This is a genomic window from Shinella sp. BE166 (assembly GCF_051201095.1).
GTDB classification, from domain to species: Bacteria; Pseudomonadota; Alphaproteobacteria; order Rhizobiales; family Rhizobiaceae; genus Shinella; species Shinella lacus.
This window is the reverse complement of sequence record NZ_JBPEHL010000015.1, coordinates 132,232-153,290: the sequence shown is the minus strand read 5'-3', so window position 1 is coordinate 153,290 and position 21,059 is coordinate 132,232. Positions and strand designations below refer to the sequence as shown.

Sequence of the window (21,059 nt, the reverse complement as noted above, 5' to 3'; positions counted from 1 at the left end):
AAACAGGCCGGATACACGACCGCAAGCACCGTGTCTGCCGTGACGTTCAAATTACTCCTTGCAAACAGGGAGCGGTCCATACACGTCGTTCTGTTCGAGCAGCAGCGCACCGACTAGGCGCACGATGGCGTCGTCGTTTGGGAAGATGCCGACGACCTCTGTGCGTCGCTTGATCTCACCGTTCAATCGCTCAATCGGGTTTGTCGAGTGGAGTTTGGCCCAATGCTGCTTGGGAAAGGTCATGTAGGCGAGCACGTCTTGCTCGGCACTGTCCATGAGACTGGCGAGTTTGGGCACCTTCGGCCTGATCTGGTCGGCGACGTTGCGCCATTGGGTACTTGCAGCCTCTGACGTGTCTTGGGCAAAGGCCGTGGCGATGAAGGCAGAGACAACACGGCGTCCGCTCTTCCCGGCATGGGCCAAAGCATTGCGCATGAAGTGGACACGGCATCTCTGCCAGGTGGCCGAGAGCACCTTCGATACTGCGGCTTTGATGCCCTCATGGGCATCGGAGACGACGAGCTTGACGCCACGCAGACCCCGCCTGGTCAGCTTTCGAAGAAACTCGGTCCAGATCGCCTCGGCCTCGGATGTGCCGATCTCCATACCGAGCACCTCGCGTCGACCGTCGGTGTTGACGCCGACGGCGATGATGACGGCGACGGAGACGATGCGCCCGCCGCGCCGGACCTTGAGGTAGGTCGCATCGATCCAAAGGTAGGGCCATTCCCCTTCGATGGGCCTGTCGAGGAAGGCCTTCACCTTCTCGTCGATCTCCTCGCAGAGCCGGGATACCTGGCTCTTGGAGATGCCCGACATGCCCATGGCCTTAACGAGGTCATCGACGGATCGGGTCGAGACGCCTTGGATATAGGCCTCTTGGATCACCGCCGTCAGGGCTTTCTCTGCCATGCGGCGTGGTTCGAGAAAGCTCGGGAAATAGCTGCCTGTGCGAAGCTTCGGAATGCGCAGCTCGACGGTGCCCGCCCGTGTCTCCCAGTCCCGGTCGCGATAGCCGTTGCGCTGGGCAAGTCGGAAGCCATTCTTCTCGCCATAATCCGCGCCCGTCTTTGTGCCGACCTCCAGCGCCATCAGCTTCTCGGCAGCGAAGCCGATCATCTCGCGCAGCAAATCGGCGTCGGCGCTCTTCTCAACGAGTGAGCGCAGGTTCATCATGTCGTCGGTCATCGGTGGTGTCCCTCAGGTTGGTCATAAGCAACCCGACCCTACCGGAAAACACTGGTGACCACCGCTACGCCGCCCGCTCCCTACAGCACCTTGGAGGGTGCACTCGCGAGCGGCTTCGCTATCACCCAGCTACACCACTCGGCGGGACACGATCTGTCGCCGCTATTGCCGGGTGACTGGCCTTGCATCAAGTCTCCGCTCGAACTCGGCGGAAACAAAACTCCAAATGAAAAGAGGCGGCGAACGCAAAACCAAAGCACCGCCCTACGATGATCGATACCGATCAATGATGAAGAAAACGGAAATGTAATCCGGCAAACGTTGAGCACGTCGCGCAAAAGCATAGAAGTATCAAGGAACGCGTTCCTACCCGACAACAGCGCTGTGCAGCGCGCCGCCCCGAAAGCGTGTCCGCGACGCTCTTTGACACCATACCGGTGAGGCTGGAACGCGTACAACTGCGGACTGACGAGTGTAACGTCGCCTCCGCACCTCTCGCGGCGGGCCAATTTATATGATCGTCCCCATCATCACATTCGCGGCACTTCGTTAACCAACGTTCTCAATGTTTTTCGATAGCTACGGCAATTGGCGATTTTTTGTACCAAATTGCCAACCCACGGAGTTTAGCAGCGCCATGAACGGAGATCAGCGAGTTGCGACTTACAACGTTGAAGAGCGAAAATGGCGGACGATTTCAAAAAGACGACGATTAAGAATTTCCTGATATTCGTCACCGCTCCGACCCTCCTTGGGACATTCGGATTGTACGTTGCCGCCTATATGGTTCTGATATGGGCAAGCGCCAGCATCGACTCGACGGAAGCAGCGCGAGAAGCGCATCGCACCGAGCACATAATTTCGGAATTGCGCACGGGCATTGCCCGCGAACAGGAAAGCGTCACCATCTGGGGTGACGCAGTCAAGATGCTGCATATGCCGGATGGTGAAGAAAGATCAGCTTGGCTCGATGCAAATTTAGGAGGGTGGATGCACTCCTATTTCGGTCATGACGCGGCGTATATTCTCTCACCCACGAACACCCCGATTTTTGCCTCCTTCAAAGGGGAACGACAGGCACCGGCTGCTTATAAACTGGTGGAGACGAGTGCGCAGCCATTGGTGAACAAATTGCGCAAAGCACTACTCAGCGGGGACGAAGGAGGGGTAAGCGACGGCATGCGATCACCGGGGGCCTCGGATTTTGTCCGTGTCGACGGGCACCCAGCGTTCCTCAGCGTCAAGCCGATTGTGCCCGAAACTGGCGATCTGAAAGCGGCTGGCGAGAGCTATTTGCATGTGGCTTTGCGCTTTGTGGATGGCGATATGCTGCAAACGCTCGCCGACGAGCATGCATTGGGCGAGATGAGGTTCTCTCCTTCACCGACCCCTCTCCCTGGCGAGAGCAATCTTTCACTGATGACGGAGCAAGGGGACCTGCTTGGGTATTTATTCTGGGAGCCATATAAACCCGGCGCAGCCTTCCTGAAATCAATAGAATGGCTTCTCTTTCTGACAGGTGTCATATTTTTCGTGGTCGTTACCACTCTTCTCGCTGCGATTTACTATCGGTTGATCGCGACGAGAAACAGTGAGGAACGCATACGCGCATCAAGACTGCGCGATCCGTTAACCCAGCTACCCAATCGGCTGGGGTTTAGAAAATTGCTCGATGAGACACTGGCGGATGGAGCCAGCGAACAGGGGTTCGGTCTCGTTTATGTCGGGCTCGACCGCTTTAAGCAGGTGAACGACGCACTCGGGCCTGAAATGGGGGATCACGTTCTTCGCGAAGCTGCCGCTCGGATCGGGCGCCTGACGAGGGATCTAGGTACACTCTCCCGTGTCGGCGGCGACGAGTTCGCTTTTATTATGAAAGGCGCAAAAACGCCGACTTGCGAAACGCTCGCCAGGAAAGTTGTCGAGGTACTGGGCGAGCGCTTCGACGTCGGTGACAGCCATGCCTGCGTCAGCGGCTCGGTCGGTGTTGTCATGGTATCAAGCGATGATCAGTCGCGCAGCGAACTCGGGCGAAAGGCTGGAATCGCGCTTCACGCTGCCAAGGCTGCAGGCGGGGCGCGGGTCGCCGTCTTCGGGCACCATATGGACAACCTGATCCATGATCGTCTAGAGGTCGAACGGGCCTTACGCACCGCTCTTGCCGACAAGCAGCAGTTTACCGTTGTCTATCAACCCAAATATGAAGCCAAGACCCATCAGATCACCGGCGTCGAAGCGTTAGTACGCTGGCAGCATCCGGCGCGTGGCCCGATTTCTCCGGCAGTCTTTATCCCAATTGCAGAAGAAACAGGCCTCATCAACGACCTGGGGCATTACGTACTGACAACGGCATGCCAGACGGCAGCCAAGTGGCCGCTTGCGAAGGTTGCCGTCAATGTTTCGGCTGTGCAGTTGAAGGAGGCCAGTTTCGCAGCAAGTGTTGCGGAGGTTTTGTCGTTGACGCAGCTTGCTCCCGGAAAACTCGAACTGGAACTCACCGAAACCGCCTGGCTGGACGATAGCGGCGATACCTCTTCCAATCTCGGCGAGCTCCGTGAACTAGGTGTAAAGATTGCACTAGACGATTTCGGGACCGGATTCTCGTCACTTGGGCGGCTCCGCGAAAGCCATGTGGACCGTATCAAGATCGACCAGAGCTTCGTAAGGGGCATCGGACAATCGGACAGAGATGAGGCGATTGTGCGGGCAATCGTTGATCTTGCGAAAGCAAACCGGCTGGAAATCACCGCAGAGGGTGTCGAAACGACGGTGCAAAGCGAGTTTCTGTACGATATCGGTTGTGATGAGCTACAGGGCTATCTGTTCTCCCGGCCCATTGTTGCTGAGAAAGTCGAAGCTCTGCTGGCAAGCGGTACAGAACGCACTGCTTCCATTACACCATTTCAAGAATAGCGAGCGTGCAATGATTTCTTTTGGGGATGAAAATAATCGCTAAGTGGGTTCTTTGTTCACCTTACGAAAGTTCATCGCCGCCAGCCCGCTCCTGCTCTTTGACGGGACTTTCACCTGTCTGGCTACTAGCGTTCCCGAATCGACTCCCATCCGGCAACACGTCGCCCTGACGGAGGAGATAGATGTAACCGTCGAATAACATCAAACCGCGCTGATTCTCGCTGTATAACATTTCGAATTGTATTGGGACTGACGGGGTTGGTAGAGGAACCGAGCGAACGGGGCTTGACCCTTCGTCTTTTCCGGTGAACGCGTAATACAGAGGCAGGAGAACTGCCAAGCCACACACAAGCAAGCAACCTAACCGCAAGCCTATATCCGCTGAGTCTCTCGTGCCCAATTGCCCCACAATCGCACTCATCGTTTAGATGTTGATTCCTGGCTGCGTTATCCTCATTTCAATGCGGCGAGAGGACTGTCCGCGAAGTCGTTGCAACGTGGTGAGAGGGAAATCGATAAGTGCTAGCGCGTGGATAAAGCCGCTTTCCTCTGGTTTCGAAAACCGCACAAAGAGACTGCCTTCCTGTCGCTTCACCCGAGTGCAGGTAAGAAGGATTTCGAATTGACCCAGGCAAAGATAAAAATGATCAGTCAGGCTCGTGATATTTCGTGCTTGAAGGACCGCGCCAGTTTCGCTGATACTGACAATCCGAACTTGATACGTGGCGAAGGATCGCACCCCTTTGACCGGACATAGCGCCCTGGCCAGCAGATTGACCGCATGGTATCTGGCCTCTGCGGCATCGTCGGCGAAAGCAAGCCGGGACAGGTAGTTGCGATGAACATCCGCTTCCAACACAGATTCCGCCCTTGTGTTAACGTCATCTTAGTAATCTAGGCGTTGGTGGCGAGAAATGCAATGTGTGCTGCGTGTGCTTTTCGTGAGGCGGCGATAGCTTTCCACGCCGACTCGCAATTGACCAGGCACACCCCCGCGAATCGCTCGATGACTCCACAAGCGTTCAGTTCCGTGCGACTGCGGTCGCGCGGTCAACTGGGGGCTGCGCGTCTGTTCCAAAACGCTCAAGCCCTACGCGCGATTCTGTGGAAAGTAAGCACTTGTTAAGGTTCATTGCGACCTAATCGGTCCTTTTCCCACCCCCCCTCCTTAGTTGCTCTAGAAAGCGAGGCATACGCTTCGAGCCGCAACAACGATTTTTTTTGGGGTACTTAATGTGCAACGTTTCAGATGAGCAACAGCCGGTTTCCCACGGCGGTTTCACTCCCGAGATGACGAATGCCCACCCTCACGCGACGGGGGAAGCGTTCCAAGAAGCGAGTTCATTGTTCCCTGATGCGCGGTCGGACGCTACAGCTGCGGTGCGCCCAGAAGTTAGGGAGCGGGTCAATACCATACCGGTCGAGATCGATGTCGTGATTGGACGCGCCAAGATCTCCGTTGCTGAGTTGATGAGGGCTGATCCAGGCTACAGCTTTCGCTTGGACAAGCGTTTTGGCGAGCCCGTTGAGCTTCTCGTCAATGGGCGCCTGTTCGGATATGGCGAAATCGTTTCCGACAAGTATGAAAACGTCATCGGCATCCGAATGATTCGCGTCGCCCGGTGAGCTTTGACGGAACACGACGACCTTGGGCGACTGGGGTGTATTTTTCCGCTTTGTCGATCTGTCTCGCCGAACCTATTGATAGGTATAACCGACGCAATGCTCAAAGAGAACATCATGACGATGAAGGCATGTATACTCGCTGCGAGTCATCTCAAGACTGTTCTGGAGATCGCTCGTGATAATTCTCAGCTACATTCCGCCTTGCCGCTACTTGAGGCGGCGCTGATTGAGGTGGAGTCCGTACGCCGCACCCAGGCACTCCTGGACCGATTTGTAATAACCAAGCCCGATACGGCGCGAGATAGTTGATTGGATACTCCTAATGTTTTCGGTGTGCCGCAGCGGTCGGGAATGCGAGGACAGATTGCGGGCTAAGAAGTGGCTCGCGATGGGCGCGGATGCGGCAGACACCTACCGGGCGCATGCGCTTCCAGACGCATAGAAGCGTCAATAAGCGCGGCGCAGGCAATAACGTATCTTGCAGCACCACGCCCCAAACGCGTGTTCGTGGCGCTCTTTGACAGCGTTCCGGCAGGGCCGGAACGCACGAAGGCCCTGGGATCATCCATGATCCCAGGGCCTTCGGATGCTTGTCCCGCGAAAAGTACGCGGTTTACTTCGGCTTGCGCAGCATCTGACCGCTCTCGGCGGCAGCAGCGGTCAGTTGCGCATCAAGCTCGTCCGCGCGCACTGCCTCGACCAGCGTATAAATGACCTTCGGCAGCGCCGAAAGCTCGCGGGCCTCGATGGCGTTCTTGTCCTTGGCGAAGTCGATGGGCTTGCCGGCATAGCGCAGAGCGAAAAACACCTTGCCGTTGCCATCGGTGAACCAGCCCTGACGCACGCGCTTGGGCGCTTCGACCTCGACGCGGACACCTTCGGTATTCTTCCTGCGCACGATATGCGTGGGCGTGAGCACCTGACCGGTGATCTTCGCCTCTGCCATCTGCTTCTGCTCGGCCAGCGCCGCGATCATCTTTCCCGCGCACGCTGCACCGGATCGACGGCAGCGCGAACCGGGACTGCGGAGGTGAGTTTGAGAGCCTTGAGGTGAGACATGCTATGATCCTTTCCGAAACCGTTGAACGTGTTTCTCGGATACAGCCGTCTACCAAAAGGGCGAGAACTTTTAGCCTGGTTCCACGTTACCAGACAATTGGGTGTAGTTGCAAAAACTGACAGCTGGAGCCGTTTGCGAATCATTTCAAAATTGTTACTGCAAAAGTTCGGAAGGTCGCCATGCAGAAGATCGGTAGGTTTCTACTAGCAATAGCTATAGGTGTATTTGGAATTCTGTTGATTGGCTACGTCTACAAGGCAGAGGGAAGTTCAAGGCAGATCATTGCGGACGGCGGATTTCCTCGGAAACCTACTATCGCGGGCGCACGTCCGGAAACATTTGAATGATACTCTGCCGCACAAAAAAGAGCCAACATCTGACGCGGACCTGTTGCGTCAGAGGCCGACCAAAGCGTGCAGGCCCCGGATATGACCTTCTCCACCATTGCATCCACGCCAAGCAGATAGTTGTCGAGATCGTTGGCGGGATCGGTGATATCCACGTCGAGTATGTCGGAATACGGTGAGCGTCCGGTTAGCCGGTTTTGGTTGGGTGCGGAATTGGCGCAAGTTACGGCACAGATGATTCATTTATGACGTAACAGGGTATGAATGGCCAAGGTTGAGATCCTGACGGGTGCCCAGCGACAACGTCGATGGTCCGCGGAACTGAAGCTTTCGATATTGCAAGAAGCTTTCAGCGGGGATGGCAGCGTTGCGGATGTCGCGCGCCGGCATGACGTTCTTCCGCAGCAGATTTACGCTTGGCGAAAGAAACTTTTCCCGCCCGAGTTGAAACCATCGCATACCCCATCGTTCGTGCCGGTGTCACTTGTCAGAACATCGGAGAGCGTGCACGACGGCTTTAAGAGGAACGGGACTCGGTCGAGATGTAAAGACGTTGAAATCCTCCTGAGGAATGGCCGCTTGCTGAGAATTGCAGCGGACGTTGATCTCGAGGTTTTATCGACGCTGATCGCTTGCGTGGAGGCGGCATGATTGGACCTTCCGGGAATGTACGGGTCTATCTGGCCTGCGGGGTAACCGACATGCGGCGTGGCATTGATGGACTGTCGGCGTTGGTGGAAGGGGTCTTAAAGGAGGCGCCGGGGTCTGGTGCCATCTTCGGCTTCCGCGGAAAACGCGCTGACCTGCGACCGCGTCGCGGTAATGTATGGCGGGCGGCTGTGCGAGACCGGGGAAACGGCCACGATGATCGGCCATGCCCGCCATCCCTATACGCTCGGGCTGCTGCGCTCCATTCCGCGCGACGTGCCGCCGCGCACGCCGCTCTATTCCATTCCCGGCGCGCCGCCGTCCCTCGCCGCCATGCCCGCCGGCTGCGCCTTCATCGCGCGCTGCCCGGTCGCGGGATCCGAATGCCGGGATGTCCGGCCGAACCTTGCCGCGCTTTCGGGTGGCGGGCTTGCCGCCTGCCACCGGCTCCCCGAAGCTGCGGCCTTTTTCTCCCTCCGCGAGGCCGCGCAATGACCCCGATCCTCTCCATTCGCGACCTCTCCATGCGCTTCTCCAAGCCGCGCTCGCTGGCCGATGCGGTGGCGCGGCGGCCGCAGAAGGTGGTCTCGGCGCTCAACGGCGTGGAACTCGACGTCATGGCGGGCGAGACGCTCGGCATCGTCGGCGAATCGGGCTGCGGCAAGTCCACGCTCGCCCGCTGCATCGCCGGCCTCAACCGGCCGACCGCCGGCGACATCCTCTTCGAGGGCGAGAGCGTCGTCGGCCTCAAGGGGGCGAAGCGCCGGGCCTACAATCGCCGCGTCCAGATGATGTTCCAGGATCCCTACACCTCGCTCAACCCACGCATGACGGTACGCGACACGCTGGAAGAGGCGATCACCGTGCACGGCATGCGCAGCGGCGCGGATGTCGGCCGGCGCATCGACGAACTGCTCGACCTCGTGCGCCTGCCGGACGGTGCGGCGGACAAGTATCCGCACGAATTTTCCGGCGGCCAGCGCCAGCGCATCGGCATCGCCCGGGCGCTCGCCCTGGAGCCGATCTGCCTCGTCGCCGACGAGCTGGTCTCCGCGCTCGACGTCTCCGTCCAGGCCCAGGTGGTCAACCTGCTGATGGAGTTGCAGGACAATCTCGGCCTGACCGTGCTCTTCGTCGCGCACGATCTCCGGCTCGTCCGCCATGTCTCGCACCGCGTCGCCGTCATCTATCTCGGCGCCATCGTGGAGATCGGCCCGTCGGAAGCGCTTTTCGCCAATCCGGAGCATCCCTATTCCCGCGCGCTGCTTGCCGCCGCGCCGTCGCTCGATCCGGGCCAGCGGCGGAAGAAGCCGGCCATCGCGGGCGAACTGCCCTCCCCACTCGACGTGCCGTCCGGCTGCCCGGCGGCACCACCGAAGCAGCGCTCCGCGTGCTCATGGGAAACGATACCCTGAAAGATCTACTCAGCCTCGCGGCAACCGCAGCTCATCATCGCACTGTCGAACTTGCGAGTGAGGCATGACGTTGGGATGGTCTAGACGCCAGCCAACCCGGCTTTTGAAGGGACCCGAATTCACGACACCAACATGCATACTGTAGTTATCTGGACCAGGGATTGATAACTTTCAGCCCAGCAGCCTCGAAAGGGCTTGTGTCGCGAGTGGCGATCGCGAGGCCGTTTGCCGCCGCTGTGGCTGCAATGTAGCCATCAGCCGTGCCAATCGCTCTTCCGGATACTCGAGCGCGTGCCATCAGTTCAGAATAAAACTGAGAAGCAGCCAGGTCGAAGGACAGGATGCGCTCGGAAAAGTGGGGCAGCACTTCGCCCTCAAGGCGGTCGCGAAGAATAGTTTGCCGTTTCCCTGAAGGCATAGCAGCGACTCCAAATCGGAGTTCAGCAATCGTTATTGCGGAGAGGAAAAGCGTTTCGATAGCTTGGGCGTCCAACCAGGCGATTACTGCCTCATCAGGCACCGGTTTCCAAGGCTCGGATATAACGTTGGTGTCCAGCAGGATCATTCGAAGGTCATTGGCTCGGCAGGTGTCTTGTCGCGACTTTTCTGCAGGGCTTCAACGTCGCTGTCGGAAAGCCCGGCGTCGCGACCAATGGCGGTCAGCACGGAACCGAGCTTTATACGCTCAGGAGGACGGACAGCGGCTTCAATAATGTCGCGGATTTCGGCCTCGGTGCTCCGGCCATGATGAGCCGCCCGCACCCGCAGAGCACGATGTGTTTCGTCAGAAAGATTTCGAATGGTGACTGCCGGCATTGGTATCACCTCCATAAAATGATGGCATTGATATCAAAATATACAGAATGACGCAAAATTCAAGACATTCATTAACGAGGATGCGGTCGATGCATTCGCATCAGGATATTCGCCTGCTCTCCGTCGCGAGAGAAACCAGCCTTGCGTCACTTGCGACCGCCTCATCCTCCCACGCTTAGGCCACGCTGCAACCGGTGCCGGCTGCCGAACCGACAGTCCCCACCGTACTGCTCGACTAACCGTCGTCGGTCGACGCACGCACGATCCGCCCCTCGCTTGAGGAGAGCATCGAGCGCTGCTGCCATCTATTGGGAAAGCCCAGCTTCCTCCTCGATTTCTCCCACCAGACCGAAATAGCCGAGGCGCTCTCCGCCGAGCGACTGGAACGCTTTATCGGCGTGATCTATCGGCCGGAGAGCGAACGCCTCAGTCATTATGCCTATGCCGAACTGACAAAGCAGTTCGACGCCTATGTCTGGTTCGATGAAACCATGCCGTGGACCCGCGATGGTGCGAGGCTGCAGTTTCCGCAGAACGCGATAGCGACCCGTCTCTTCGAGGCGGCGGATCATGTCGATTTCGTCCCCGATACCTCGCACATCGCGTGTGGACGGAGATTGGGCCTTCACTTCCGGCTCTCTCGCCTCCCCCGTTCCGAACAAGTCGAACTGCTGCTTCATGCCACCTATCTCGCATTGACTAGCGCGTAACGCCGCGCGCTTGAGGGCTTCTTATAGAGCCTGCAGTGAACATTCGAAACCAGAGGACGTCGAAGCCGCAAAACAGGGCGCGCTTGCTGCTCGAATTCTGAATCAGGTATGGGAGGCGGCATAGCTCTCCTTTTAAAATCTTGATGGATGTAGCACTTAGTGCTATATAGACCGATGTCAGAACGAGTGTTCAAAACGGCGTGGTTTGCCAAGGCGGCAAAGAAGGCGCGCATCTCCGACAAGGCATTGTCGAAGGCAATCCGTCAGGTTGCCCTTGGACAGGCCGACGATCTTGGCGGTGGCGTCTTCAAGAAGCGCCTCAACGACAACATGCATCGTTCAATTGTTCTGGCGAAGGCCGGGGAGTTTTGGGTGTTCACCTATCTCTTCGCCAAGAAGGATCGGGCGAACATCGACGACGACGAGCTTCTGGCGTTCCGGAAACTCGCAGACCTCTACCGTGGCAAGGCGAAAGCCGACCTCGAAGCGGAACTTGAGATCGGCGCCTTACTGGAGATTGATCATGGCAACTAAACGCAAGTTCAAGAGCGATGCCTTCGAGGCAATCCATAGCGCTGTCGAAGGCATGTTTGCGGCTGGGACCATCGACAAGGAAACGATGCGGACCTTCGATGAGGATTGCCTTGTGATCCCGCAGGAACTGTCGCCTGGCGAGATCAAGGCGCTGCGCGAGAACAATCATGTCAGCCAGCCGCTCTTTGCCCGTTATCTGAACACGAGCCCGTCGACGGTCCAGAAATGGGAAACCGGTGCCAAGCGGCCAAGCGGGCCGGCGCTCAAGCTCCTGTCCCTTGTGCAAAAGCACGGGCTGCAGATGCTTGCGTAACTGGATCTCCGCTGAATGACAAAGCACCTTTGCCGCCATAGCGTGGTGACATGAACGCTGAACATTGGTCCGATCGGGAAAACGACGCGGTCGTCGCCGTCTATTTCCAGATGCTGATGGATGATCTGGCTGGCCGCGCCTACAACAAAGCCATGAACAACAGGGGGCTTCAGCGGTCCCTTGGTCGATCCAAGGGCTCGATCGAGTTTAAGAACTGCAACATATCGGCCGCAATGATCGGCTTTGGGCTACCCTATATAAGGGGCTATCAACCTCGCTTCAATTTGCAGATGTCATTGGCGGAGGCCGTTTCGAGGTGGCTCGCAAAGAACCCGTCATTTGAAGCGGCTAGTGCAACCATGGGGTCGGAACAAGAGCAGTTCAAAATCGTACGTTAAGTTCGAACGGACGGTGAACATCAAGCAGCGCGCAGGAGGCGGCCAGGAAGGCGCAAGGGCCTGAAGCCCTCCGGCATCTGTTGCTCAGCGTCCCAAGAGTAGATGCCGGTGAGATTTATGTGCTCCCAACTGAGCGGCGAGACGTGTTTGAGCAGTTCGTTGGGAATACTCCGGCCCTGCTGTCGTAAATGAGCGGCGGCGTGGCTAAGATAAACGGTGTTCCAATGGACGATGGCGCTGATCACTAGGTTGAGACCGGAAGCCCGGAAAGCCTGGCTTTCAAAGGATCGATCCCTTATTTCGCCGCGCTCATGGAAGAAGACGGCACGCTTAAGCTTGTGTGCGGCTTCGCCCTTGTTTAGTCCGGCCTGACAACGCCGGCGCAGCGCCGGGCTGGAATACCACTCGATCATGAACAGGGTGCGCTCGATGCGGCCGAGTTCGCGCAAGGCTTTGGTGAGATCGCTGGATTTTGATGAAGCAGAGAACCTTTTGAGAATCGTTGACGGCGCGACGGTGCGCGTCGTGATTGAAGCGGCCAGACGCAGCAGATCGTCCCAATGTTCGAGAATAAGAGCGGTGTTGATGGGGGCACCGATGTGGTTTTCCAACGCCGAGTAGGCATCGGCCTTCTCGAAGGCGTGGAACTTTCGGTCTTTGATGTTGCGTAGCCGTGGCGCGAAGCGCTTCCCGATCAGTGCGAATAAAGCAAAGACATGATCGCTGGCGCCACCGGTATCGGTAAAGTGCTCCTCGATTTCTAGAATCGTGTCGTGGTCGAACAGACCATCGAGGACATAGACAGCCTCGCTTTCGGTCGGGCTAATCGGCAATATGCCGAAGTATCCATACTGGTCAGAGAGATGGCTGTAGAATTTGGATCCCGGTTCGTTGCCATAATGCAAATTGACGTCGCCGCGTTTGGCGGCTCGATCGCTGGCCCGGAAGAATTGCCCATCGGATGAGGCGGTCGTTCCGTCTCCCCAGAGCAGCGAATGTGGATTGCGTGTGTGAGCGTCCGTCACGCAGGCCTGGGCGGCCCGATAGGTCTCGGATCGGGCATGGAAGGTGCGCATCCAACCGATCTGATGCGCACTGATCCCCTTGGAGGCTCCCGCCATGCGTTTCGGGCCAAGATTGGTACCATCCGCCAACACGGCGGCGAGCATGGCAGAGATGTTCTGCGGCGTATCGCCTGTCCGGACACGCGTGAACTGATCTGCAAATCCGGTCCACTCATGCACCTCCCTGAGGAGGTCGGGCACTTCGACCAGAGGATACATTTCGCTGATTTCGACGTTCAACTCATCCGCTGCGGCGGGAATGTCGCTCACCCGCGGCGTTACGATCAGGGTTCCAGCCTCCAGCCTGACGCCATCAAGCTTTCCATTGCGCGCGCGATAGGCAAGGCGCTTGAGATTGAAGTCCATCATCTGCCGCACTTCGGCGAGCCAGGCGGCGCCATCGCCCTGTACGCCGAGACCGAGCTTGCCTTCTTCCTTCATGGTGAGGAACGCGGGCTTGGGCATGAGGTGTTCGTCTATCGGCCGGAATGACCGACTGCCGTCAACCCAGATATCCGCGGAGCGCAGCCGGTCACGCAAGTGAGCCAGGGTGGCAACCTCGTACAGCCGCCGATCCGGCTTTCCGCTCTCGAAGATCAGTTTTCGCTCGGTCGCTCCAAGATGCCCGACCGGCACGCGATCCGGCAGAACACGCCGTCCTTCTGCATAAAGCATTTTCAGGGCCGCGATCGCCGCAAGCAGCGGATCGTGTCGACGACGCGAGTGGAATGTGAACGCTTGAAGGAAGGCTCCTGCGAATTTGCGCACATTTCCATACTGCTCGGCCGCCATCACCAAAGGCGATACATCCCCGTCCTCCACCATCGCTTCAAGACCGGGTTTGATCTGCAGCAGCCGATGCCAGCCGACTTTCCGGTTTACCATCTCGATCGCGTCTTCATCAGCGTCATTGGCGGCCTGCAGGGCCAAAATCGTATCGAGGAACAGTCGCAGCGCCTTCGATGTTTCTATGCGGGCGTTCATATGGCGCTGTTTTTTGCGGTTGTTGGCTTGGGAGAACAGGCGGCCGATCAGTTTGATGAACATTGTCAAAGCATCGTCGGTGAGCTTCTGGCCGAGTTTGATGACCTGCGCCACGATCGTCGCGCGCCGACGGCTAGCATTGAAATCACCAGCGAGCCAGGCTGGGGTGGCGTCACCCTCGCGGATCATCTGGTCCCATCGTCCAGAGGGGATGCGGGCTTGCAAGCGAGGATCGATCTCGAGTGCGCGCAGGAATGCGATGCGTTCCGTCAATCCGGCCAGATTCCACGCTCCTGGTGCATCTGGAGCAGAACGCAGCCAGTGAAAGCGCGTCTGGCCTATTTTCGGATCAACGTTCAACAGTGCATCAAGAGCTTCGAGCTTTTCGGGCGGCAACTCCGAGATTAGAGCTGCCTCGGCACGGCGCCGGGCAATGGCGCGGGCCGCCAACCCCATGCGTTCGATCATGGTTGCCACTGGCAGCAGGGCCCGCCGTTCCCGGTAGGTGGCAATTATCGCTTTTGCAATCGCCGCCCCCTGGTCTGTTGTTGAAGCTGCCTCGATGGCTGCCCGCAGCGCAGCGCGACGGTCCGTGCCGGTTGGGCTTCTGATTTCCAGATAGCGCAGCAGGTGTGCGATGTGATCGCGGCGAGTTTCCTCTCGGCGAGCGTAAAAAGCAAATAGCCTGGGATCCGTATCGATCTGCTCGGCGACATAATTGAGCATCACGCTCGGAGGGACCTCGTACGGCAGGAGTGCCCGGCCGGGATAGCGCATCAGGCAGAGCTGCACTGCAAAGCCGAGCTGATTGTGTTTGCGCCGGCGGAGCTCAATTTCCAGCCGATCAGCCGGCGACAAGGAATAATGGCGGATCAGGCTGTCTTCATCGGCTGGAATGTCGAAAAGCTCCTGTCGATCCTGAGTCTTGAGTAGGGTCCGCCGTGCCACCGTTTTACTCCTTACAACATGCGCTGATAGCCACACCTCTGTACGGAAACAGACGTTTTGGGACAGGGGTGAAACGACCTGTCCACAAACTATCTTGACAGGCTGTCGAACAGCCTATTCGGACGAGTTTGACCTATGCCGCGCACCTTTGCCTATGTCCGCGTCTCCACGACCGGGCAAACTACCGAAACCAGATTCGGGAAATCGAAGCCGCCGGCTTCCAGGTCAAGCCGCGCCGGATTGTAACCGATACGGTTTCCGGCAGCACCGCCATTGCGCAGCGTTGCGGCTTTCCCGGCTTATGGACAAGCTGGAATCAGGTGACGTACTGATCGTGACCAAGCTTGATCGGCTCGGCCGCGACGCGATCGACGTCAGCACCACGGTCAAAGCATTGGCTGAAATGGGCGTCAAGGTCTACTGTATCGCGCTCGGCGGCGCCGATCTCACCAACTCCGCCGGCACGATGAACATGAACGTGCTCAATGCCGTCGCCGAGTTCGAGCGCGGTCTGCTGGTTGAGCGAACGCAGTCCGGTCTCAAGCGCGCCAAGTTGGAAGGAAAGGCGCTCGGCCGCCCTTCGACGTTCAGCGACAAACAGAAGCAGGATGTGCGCGAGGATCTCGCGACGAGGGTTCACGATCCGTTCGACCTTAGCGTACGATTTTGAACTGCTCTTGTTCCGACCCCCAGTGGGAGATGTTTTTGGAGAGCCCAAGAGCTGCCGTTCTAACCCGAACCGCTCGACATCAGCTTCGCCGCCCCTCCCGTCGTCGACTAGGTTTGGCGCCGTGCGAAAAGCGGACACTATGAGATCACTAATGTACAACGGCGGCGGGTGGTGATGGTCCTGCGCCTGAGTTAGTGGAAGCGTGATGCGGGCTTACCGGACATGGCCACTGTGACATAGTTGATTGTTTTCCGCTCTTTTGAGGTGAAATTATCGAACGAATTCAAAGCATAAGGTGGACCCCGCAAAAAAGGAGACCCGGCCATGTACTCATGATATTAATAGCGCTGTGTGACATGCGCGAAAAATCATGAGTGACGTGGTTGAAAGCTTCCTAGATACGCACGGTCCTCGCCTATCGAGCGAGGTCGCGGAGTATCTCGTAAAGTCGCTAGGCATTTCGCCGGTCGCGGCACGAAAGCGAGTGTCTAGGCTTGCAGGCAATGTGCGGCGGCTCGGCTACCTCACCTTTCCCCGCAAAGCCCGGTACATGTATCTCGAGCAGCAGTTCGGCTCGCCCCAGTATTGGGAGAATCTGGTCGAAGCTCTGATGCTGACCAAGTCCGCCTATGGCCACGCCATTGCTGCGTTGAGGCAGCGCGGCGGGGCAGTGCCCGAGCGGCTGTTTTCAATCGTGTGCGGTTCGCCGGTGAAACAGCTCAAACATCTGTCCGCCGAGAGCGTGTTGAAGCATCTCATTGAGGCTGGCCTATTCCAGCGAGTTGCGCTGCCAGGACTCGGAGACTGCATCGTGATCGTGCAGGCGGAGGGCTACTATCACGGCCTCGCCGAAATGGTTCGCACCCGTCTTATCACCGAAGGTTTCCTGCTCACGGCGGTAAGCGACTGGCTGAAGAAACTCGGAATCGTCAGCTACGGGAAGGTAGCGACCCGCGACGGGGACCCCCTGCCTCGAGTGGGCACCTTCGCGTGGGACTTAACCGCGCCGTCCTATCTTGGTCCGATGGTGAAGTCCGGCAAAGAGGGCAAGGACAAGCCGGGGTTCGTCGTGTGCGATGTGTATTTGGGGGATTATGCCACGGTCGAGGGTGTCCGGCCGTTCGTCACGAAGTGCAGGACCTTAAGAGGACTTCGCAATATCGGGCCGTGCTTGCAGATATTTGTGGCCGGAGGCTATAGCGGCGAAGCTTTCAAGCTGCTCAAGGAAAACGGCATCGTGCCGGCGACACCCGCCAATCTATTCGGCGAGGAAATCGCGGCCGGATTGAAACAGCTCTCAAGCGTCCTGACGAAAGCGGCCGCGCTCTCGACGATTGACCCGACCGCGTTCGATGAGCTGTTCAGCAAGTTCGGCAAGATCGAGGGCGCCGCCAACCAGTTGAGAGGTACCCTGTTTGAATACCTAGCAGCCGACATCTTCCGAAAAACCGGCGCCCACCAAGTGCGAATGAACCGGATATTCAAGCAGGAGACAAAGGAGGCCGAGGCCGACGTGATCGCAGTGCGCGATAACCTGTCGTTGACCTTTATCGAGTGCAAGGGCCACTCGCCTTATGGCGAGACGCCGCACGAGGAAGTCGAGAAGTGGCTGCAGCACAACGTGCCGATCTTCTTCAAATCCGCAAAAGAGCATGCCGACTGGAAAAACCTGCCGGTTCATTTTGAATTCTGGACAACCGCGCCCCTGACCGAGAAGTCGATCCAGTTCCTTGAAAAAGCCAAGGCATCGATCAAGCCGACCCGCTACACCATTGGCTGGCGTCTCGGACCGGAGGTGCTGACACTGTGCAAGGGGACGAAGGATGACGGCCTCGTCACCGCGTTCCGAAAGCACTTCATGAAGTACAATGCAAAGTCGGCAGCGCTTGCCGTAGCCATCTGGCCGCAAGGGACCAACGGATGAAAGACTATCGCAACGGCATCGAGCAAAACCTCGCTCCCATCGCGCTCGAGTTTTTCGCGACGTTCTCGCGTTTTGAATTCGCGTTGAAGCGCGGCACTTACCCACCCCAACTGGGACATTTAGCACAAACAGGCCGTGCGGCTGCTTTGGAGAAATTTGCGGCCCGAGTGAACGGCCGGAATGGAGGCGTTAAGCCGCCGTTTAGCGAGAACCGCAGAGGGCGTCGAAGCAGGTGCTGGAGCAGCTTCGCCTTGAAGAGATTTGAACCGCTGACGTGTAGCTCCAGGAGCGCACAACATCGGTGATCATCCAACATCGTCAATTAGTTGGCCTACCTATTCCGGTAAGCTGATGAACGACATTTATAGCGCCGCACTTGCATGCGGCAGACTGTCATAGGCACCCCAGATTGCCTGGTCGAAATTGATGATCGCACCCGTCATCAGACCGGATTCCTCCGATGCGAGGAATGCGATTGCCCGGGCGACTTCATTCGGATCGATCAGGCGGCCATTGGGTTGTGCGACGACGGCCTTCTCCAGCCAATCGGCCGGCTGGCCGTCCAGCTCGCGCTGTGTCCGGTCCTCACCGTCCGACGCCATCCAGCCGATATTGAGGCTGTTCACGCGGATGCGGTTTCTCAGGGCGGCATAGGCGGTGTTGCGCGTCAGCGTGTCGAGCGCGCCCTTGGAGGCGCTATAGGCTGCTAGGAACGGCTGTCCGCCCATCGACGACATGGTCGAGATGTTTACGATTGTTCCCGCAATGCTGTCGCGCTTGAAAAGCTCGATTGCGCTTTGCATGAGGAAGAACGGCGCGCGGGTGTTGACCGCGAACAGCTGGTCGAAGAGTTCTTGGCTGGTGTTGAGGATCGTTCCGCGGTTCGTCATGCCGGCAGCATTCACCAGGCTGTCGAGCCGGCCGAATGTGTTGTCGGCCGCCGCGATGACGGACTTGCAGTCGTCCACATCAGACAGATCGGCTTTGACGAAAACGGTTCTTGCGCCCAGGGCTTCAAGTTGGGCCGCCTGCGCCGCGCCCTTCTCTTCGGATCGCCCGCAAATCACCAGCCCCTTCGCGCCGCGTTCGGCAAGAAGTTTTGCGGTTGCGGCACCAAGGCCCTGGGTGCCGCCGGTCACGACGACGATCTTGTTGTCAAACTGTGCCATTTGGACTTCCTCTCGTGCGCCTGCGCGCTGTTCCTGCGGTCCGGTTCGTCCAGCGCGCGCTACGCGAACTGCAACGGCAACCATCCGCCATTGTGCTTTTCATGACTGTCGACCACGGCGTCGACAAAGGCGACACCTTTGAGCCCGTCATAAGAGGACGGAATTCCCTCCCCGAACGGCCCGGCCGAGGCTCCGCTTTCCTTCGCCCGGATGACGGCGGCGAAGCCGGAATAGAGGTTGGTGAACGCTTCGATATAGCCTTCGGGATGGCCGGGCGGTGTGCGGGTTCGGACGCGCGCACCGTCGGTGAGATCGTCGCGGCCGCGCTTGATCGTCTCCGGAGCACCGAAGAGCCCGGTGAAGACCAGTTCGTTCGGCTGCTCCTGATGCCAGGCGAGGCTGCCCTTCTCACCGAAGACCCGCAGCCGCAGGCCGTTCGACTGGCCGATCGCAACTTGGGAGGACCACAAAAGGCCGCGCGCGCCGCCTTCGTAGCGGATCATCACATGGGCGTTGTCGTCGAGCGCGCGGCCCTCGACAAACGTTGCGAGGTCGGCGGCGACAGCCCCGGCCTTCAATCCGGTTACGAAGCCCGCGAGATGATAGGCATGCGTGCCGATGTCACCGATCGAGCCGCCGCGCCCGTTCTTCTTCGGATCGGTGCGCCAGGCGGCCTGCTGGTTGCCTTGCAGTTCGATGCCCGTCGCCATCCATTCCAAGGGATACTCGACCTGCACCACACGGACCTTGCCGAGGTCGCCGCGTGCCACCATCGCCCGCGCCTCATGGACCATCGGATAGCCGCTATATGTGTACGTCACCCCGAGGAAACGCCCCGTTGTTTGCGCGAGATCATGCAGCGCGATCGCGTCCTCGACGGTCGTGGTCATCGGCTTCTCGCAAATGACGTCGAACCCCGCTTCGAGAAACGCCTTGGCGATCGGGAAATGGGTGTGGTTGGGCGTGCAGATCGCCACCACATCGATCCGGTCGTCCCGTGCACCCTCTCTCGCGACCATGGCGAGATAATCGCTATACGAGCGGTCGTGGTCGATAAAGTTCTTCGCGGCGAAGCTGTGGCCACGTTCGGCATCGACATCGAACGCACCCGCCACGAGGTCATAGTGGTTATCGAGGCGCGCGGCGAAGCGATGGATGCCGCCGATATAGGCGCCCTCGCCACCACCGACCATGCCAAGGCGAAGACGACGGTTGGACAGGTTTGTGTTCGACACGGCCAAGGTCCTTAGATCCCGAGGATTTCATTGTTGACGGATCGGTCGGCGCCGGACTTCACGAAGTCATCGAAGGCGCGATCCGAGACCTTGATGATGTGATCGCGGATGAAGCGTGCACCCTCTGCCGCGCCGTCTTCCGAGTTCTTCAGGCAGCATTCCCATTCGAGCACGGCCCATCCGTCGAAACCGTAGCCCGTCAGTTTCGAGAAGATCGCGCCGAAATCGACCTGTCCGTCTCCGGGGGAACGGAAGCGGCCGGCGCGGCTGACCCAGGGCTGATAGCCGCCATAGGCGCCCGTCTTGCCCGTGGGCCGGAACTCGGCATCCTTGACGTGGAAGGTTTTGATGCGCTGGTGGTAGTGATCGATGTAGGCGAGGTAGTCGATCGACTGAAGCACCAGATGGCTCGGGTCATACATGATGTTGCAGCGCGCATGGTTGTCGACGCGCTCCAAAAACATCTCGAAGGTCAGGCCGTCATGCAGGTCTTCGGTTGGGTGAATTTCATAGCAGACGTCGACCCCCTCGTGATCGAAAGCATCGAGGACAGGGCGCCAGCGGCGCGCCAGTTCATCGAAGCCGTCGGAAATCAGCCCGTCCGGCCATTGCGGATAGGGATAGAAATAGGGCCACAGAAGCGTTCCGCTGAAGGTCGTATGGCGATCGACACCAAAGCGGCGCGAAGCCTTGGCCGCGCAGAGCAACTGGTTGACGGCCCATTCCTGCCGGGCTGCTGGATCAAGGTGGACCTTGGCCGGCGCGAAAGAATCGGCCGGCAGGTTGAAGGACGGGTGGAGAGCGACGAGCTGCCCTTGCAGGTGACTGGCGAGATCCGTCACGACGAGGCCATGCTCGTCCAGCGTTCCCTTGATCTCGTCGACATAATCCTGGCTGTCCGCCGCCCGTTCAAGATCGATCACTCGGCTGTCCCAGGTGGGGATCTGAACACCCTTGAACCCCTTGTCTGCGGCCCAGCCGGCCAGTCCCTTCAGCGAGTTGAACGGTGCGTCATCGCCGGCAAATTGCGCGAGAAACACGCCGGGACCCTTGATGGTTCTCATGCTTGTCGTCCTTCAGATGAGTATGGTGCCGAG

General features: G+C 58.5%; 19 protein-coding genes and 3 pseudogenes. 13 read left to right on the top strand and 9 right to left on the bottom strand.

Translation table 11 applies throughout. The annotated features are described in order from the left end of the window. Window positions 1-84: 84 nt before the first annotated feature. Window positions 85-1,188 (bottom strand): annotated as a pseudogene (locus tag J2Y63_RS27975) (IS256 family transposase); the annotation flags it as partial. Window positions 1,189-1,872: 684 nt separating this feature from the next. Here J2Y63_RS27975 and J2Y63_RS27970 point away from each other — a divergent pair. Next, on the top strand, window positions 1,873-4,101 hold the full coding sequence (locus J2Y63_RS27970; RefSeq protein ID WP_435268778.1) for a bifunctional diguanylate cyclase/phosphodiesterase: 2,229 nt from the start codon (window positions 1,873-1,875) through the stop codon (window positions 4,099-4,101). Window positions 4,102-4,525: 424 nt separating this feature from the next. Here J2Y63_RS27970 and J2Y63_RS27965 read toward each other — a convergent pair whose 3' ends face one another. Beyond that, window positions 4,526-4,957, bottom strand: coding sequence for a hypothetical protein (locus J2Y63_RS27965; RefSeq protein WP_435268777.1), 432 nt, complete (start codon window positions 4,955-4,957; stop codon window positions 4,526-4,528). Window positions 4,958-5,334: 377 nt separating this feature from the next. Between J2Y63_RS27965 and J2Y63_RS27960 the strand changes: the two genes are divergently transcribed. Next, window positions 5,335-5,727: a FliM/FliN family flagellar motor switch protein gene (locus tag J2Y63_RS27960; RefSeq protein ID WP_230640152.1), complete on the top strand. Its 393-nt coding sequence runs from the start codon at window positions 5,335-5,337 to the stop codon at window positions 5,725-5,727. Window positions 5,728-6,340: 613 nt separating this feature from the next. Here the strand turns inward: J2Y63_RS27960 and J2Y63_RS27955 are convergent. Then, complete coding sequence (locus tag J2Y63_RS27955) at window positions 6,341-6,703, bottom strand: DUF6641 family protein (RefSeq protein ID WP_435268776.1); 363 nt, start codon at window positions 6,701-6,703, stop codon at window positions 6,341-6,343. 263 nt (window positions 6,704-6,966) lie between these two features. On the opposite strand from J2Y63_RS27955, the gene J2Y63_RS27950 reads away from it, so the two are divergent. The 5 genes and pseudogenes from J2Y63_RS27950 to J2Y63_RS27930 all read left to right on the top strand — a co-directional run bounded on the left by J2Y63_RS27950 (window position 6,967) and on the right by J2Y63_RS27930 (window position 9,197). Continuing rightward, a complete protein-coding gene (locus J2Y63_RS27950) occupies window positions 6,967-7,134 on the top strand; it encodes a hypothetical protein (RefSeq protein ID WP_435268775.1) in 168 nt (55 codons plus the stop codon). A 264-nt stretch (window positions 7,135-7,398) separates the two neighbouring features. After that, entirely contained in the window at window positions 7,399-7,785 is a 387-nt protein-coding gene (tnpA, locus tag J2Y63_RS27945; RefSeq protein WP_435268774.1) for an IS66-like element accessory protein TnpA, read from the top strand. Then, a pseudogene (tnpB, locus tag J2Y63_RS27940) lies at window positions 7,782-7,877 on the top strand (IS66 family insertion sequence element accessory protein TnpB); the annotation flags it as partial. The gene tnpA and the pseudogene tnpB, both read left to right, overlap by 4 nt. A 25-nt stretch (window positions 7,878-7,902) precedes the next feature. Further along, complete coding sequence (locus J2Y63_RS27935; protein WP_435268787.1) at window positions 7,903-8,277, top strand: oligopeptide/dipeptide ABC transporter ATP-binding protein; 375 nt, start codon at window positions 7,903-7,905, stop codon at window positions 8,275-8,277. Then, the gene (locus J2Y63_RS27930) at window positions 8,274-9,197 is read left to right on the top strand and encodes an ABC transporter ATP-binding protein (protein WP_435268786.1); all 924 of its coding nucleotides are present in this window, start codon (window positions 8,274-8,276) and stop codon (window positions 9,195-9,197) included. Before J2Y63_RS27935 ends, J2Y63_RS27930 begins: the two co-directional genes overlap by 4 nt. Window positions 9,198-9,342: 145 nt before the next feature. Here the strand turns inward: J2Y63_RS27930 and J2Y63_RS27925 are convergent, their stop codons facing one another. Beyond that, the gene (locus J2Y63_RS27925; protein ID WP_435268773.1) at window positions 9,343-9,762 is read right to left on the bottom strand and encodes a type II toxin-antitoxin system VapC family toxin; all 420 of its coding nucleotides are present in this window, start codon (window positions 9,760-9,762) and stop codon (window positions 9,343-9,345) included. Continuing rightward, a complete protein-coding gene (locus J2Y63_RS27920) occupies window positions 9,759-10,013 on the bottom strand; it encodes a FitA-like ribbon-helix-helix domain-containing protein (protein ID WP_435268772.1) in 255 nt (84 codons plus the stop codon). The genes J2Y63_RS27925 and J2Y63_RS27920 overlap by 4 nt, the downstream gene beginning before the upstream one ends. Window positions 10,014-10,276: 263 nt before the next feature. Here J2Y63_RS27920 and J2Y63_RS27915 point away from each other — a divergent pair, with 263 nt between their 5' ends. The 4 genes from J2Y63_RS27915 (at window position 10,277) to J2Y63_RS27900 (ending at window position 11,968) form a co-directional block, all read left to right on the top strand. Continuing rightward, the gene (locus J2Y63_RS27915) at window positions 10,277-10,723 is read left to right on the top strand and encodes an erythromycin esterase family protein (protein ID WP_435268785.1); all 447 of its coding nucleotides are present in this window, start codon (window positions 10,277-10,279) and stop codon (window positions 10,721-10,723) included. A gap of 174 nt (window positions 10,724-10,897) precedes the next feature. Next, window positions 10,898-11,257, top strand: coding sequence for a type II toxin-antitoxin system RelE/ParE family toxin (locus J2Y63_RS27910; RefSeq protein ID WP_435268771.1), 360 nt, complete (start codon window positions 10,898-10,900; stop codon window positions 11,255-11,257). Further along, window positions 11,247-11,570 carry a helix-turn-helix domain-containing protein gene (locus J2Y63_RS27905; protein WP_435268770.1) on the top strand — a complete coding sequence of 108 codons (324 nt, stop codon included), beginning with the start codon at window positions 11,247-11,249 and terminating at the stop codon, window positions 11,568-11,570. The genes J2Y63_RS27910 and J2Y63_RS27905 overlap by 11 nt, the downstream gene beginning before the upstream one ends. 50 nt (window positions 11,571-11,620) lie before the next feature. Further along, window positions 11,621-11,968: a hypothetical protein gene (locus J2Y63_RS27900; protein ID WP_435268769.1), complete on the top strand. Its 348-nt coding sequence runs from the start codon at window positions 11,621-11,623 to the stop codon at window positions 11,966-11,968. Between the two features lie 20 nt (window positions 11,969-11,988). Here J2Y63_RS27900 and J2Y63_RS27895 read toward each other — a convergent pair whose 3' ends face one another. Further along, window positions 11,989-14,964, bottom strand: a complete 2,976-nt coding sequence (locus tag J2Y63_RS27895; protein WP_435268768.1) for a Tn3 family transposase — start codon at window positions 14,962-14,964, stop codon at window positions 11,989-11,991. Window positions 14,965-15,099: 135 nt separating this feature from the next. On the opposite strand from J2Y63_RS27895, the pseudogene J2Y63_RS27890 reads away from it, so the two are divergent. Continuing rightward, window positions 15,100-15,595, top strand: a pseudogene (locus J2Y63_RS27890) (recombinase family protein); the annotation flags it as partial. A 409-nt stretch (window positions 15,596-16,004) separates the two neighbouring features. Beyond that, a complete protein-coding gene (locus J2Y63_RS27885) occupies window positions 16,005-17,558 on the top strand; it encodes a hypothetical protein (protein WP_435268767.1) in 1,554 nt (517 codons plus the stop codon). A 362-nt stretch (window positions 17,559-17,920) separates the two neighbouring features. Here J2Y63_RS27885 and J2Y63_RS27880 read toward each other — a convergent pair whose 3' ends face one another. The 3 genes from J2Y63_RS27880 to J2Y63_RS27870 are packed head-to-tail and all read right to left on the bottom strand — an operon-like array spanning window position 17,921 to window position 21,026. Then, window positions 17,921-18,727, bottom strand: coding sequence for an SDR family oxidoreductase (locus tag J2Y63_RS27880; RefSeq protein ID WP_435268766.1), 807 nt, complete (start codon window positions 18,725-18,727; stop codon window positions 17,921-17,923). A gap of 59 nt (window positions 18,728-18,786) precedes the next feature. Continuing rightward, window positions 18,787-19,920, bottom strand: coding sequence for a Gfo/Idh/MocA family protein (locus J2Y63_RS27875; RefSeq protein ID WP_435268784.1), 1,134 nt, complete (start codon window positions 19,918-19,920; stop codon window positions 18,787-18,789). A gap of 53 nt (window positions 19,921-19,973) precedes the next feature. After that, window positions 19,974-21,026, bottom strand: coding sequence for a sugar phosphate isomerase/epimerase family protein (locus tag J2Y63_RS27870; protein WP_435268765.1), 1,053 nt, complete (start codon window positions 21,024-21,026; stop codon window positions 19,974-19,976). Window positions 21,027-21,059: the final 33 nt, after the last annotated feature.

What these genes read in the sequence shown, in the direction of transcription:
- J2Y63_RS27970 (WP_435268778.1), top strand. Translation starts at nt 1,873, where the DNA reads ATGGCGGACGATTTCAAAAAGACGACGATTAAGAATTTCCTGATATTC.
- J2Y63_RS27960 (WP_230640152.1), top strand. Translation starts at nt 5,335, where the DNA reads ATGTGCAACGTTTCAGATGAGCAACAGCCGGTTTCCCACGGCGGTTTC.
- J2Y63_RS27955 (WP_435268776.1), bottom strand. Translation starts at nt 6,703, where the DNA reads ATGATCGCGGCGCTGGCCGAGCAGAAGCAGATGGCAGAGGCGAAGATC.
- J2Y63_RS27950 (WP_435268775.1), top strand. Translation starts at nt 6,967, where the DNA reads ATGCAGAAGATCGGTAGGTTTCTACTAGCAATAGCTATAGGTGTATTT.
- tnpA (WP_435268774.1), top strand. Translation starts at nt 7,399, where the DNA reads ATGGCCAAGGTTGAGATCCTGACGGGTGCCCAGCGACAACGTCGATGG.
- J2Y63_RS27930 (WP_435268786.1), top strand. Translation starts at nt 8,274, where the DNA reads ATGACCCCGATCCTCTCCATTCGCGACCTCTCCATGCGCTTCTCCAAG.
- J2Y63_RS27925 (WP_435268773.1), bottom strand. Translation starts at nt 9,762, where the DNA reads ATGATCCTGCTGGACACCAACGTTATATCCGAGCCTTGGAAACCGGTG.
- J2Y63_RS27920 (WP_435268772.1), bottom strand. Translation starts at nt 10,013, where the DNA reads ATGCCGGCAGTCACCATTCGAAATCTTTCTGACGAAACACATCGTGCT.
- J2Y63_RS27910 (WP_435268771.1), top strand. Translation starts at nt 10,898, where the DNA reads ATGTCAGAACGAGTGTTCAAAACGGCGTGGTTTGCCAAGGCGGCAAAG.
- J2Y63_RS27905 (WP_435268770.1), top strand. Translation starts at nt 11,247, where the DNA reads ATGGCAACTAAACGCAAGTTCAAGAGCGATGCCTTCGAGGCAATCCAT.
- J2Y63_RS27900 (WP_435268769.1), top strand. Translation starts at nt 11,621, where the DNA reads ATGAACGCTGAACATTGGTCCGATCGGGAAAACGACGCGGTCGTCGCC.
- J2Y63_RS27885 (WP_435268767.1), top strand. Translation starts at nt 16,005, where the DNA reads ATGAGTGACGTGGTTGAAAGCTTCCTAGATACGCACGGTCCTCGCCTA.
- J2Y63_RS27880 (WP_435268766.1), bottom strand. Translation starts at nt 18,727, where the DNA reads ATGGCACAGTTTGACAACAAGATCGTCGTCGTGACCGGCGGCACCCAG.
- J2Y63_RS27875 (WP_435268784.1), bottom strand. Translation starts at nt 19,920, where the DNA reads ATGGTCGGTGGTGGCGAGGGCGCCTATATCGGCGGCATCCATCGCTTC.
- J2Y63_RS27870 (WP_435268765.1), bottom strand. Translation starts at nt 21,026, where the DNA reads ATGAGAACCATCAAGGGTCCCGGCGTGTTTCTCGCGCAATTTGCCGGC.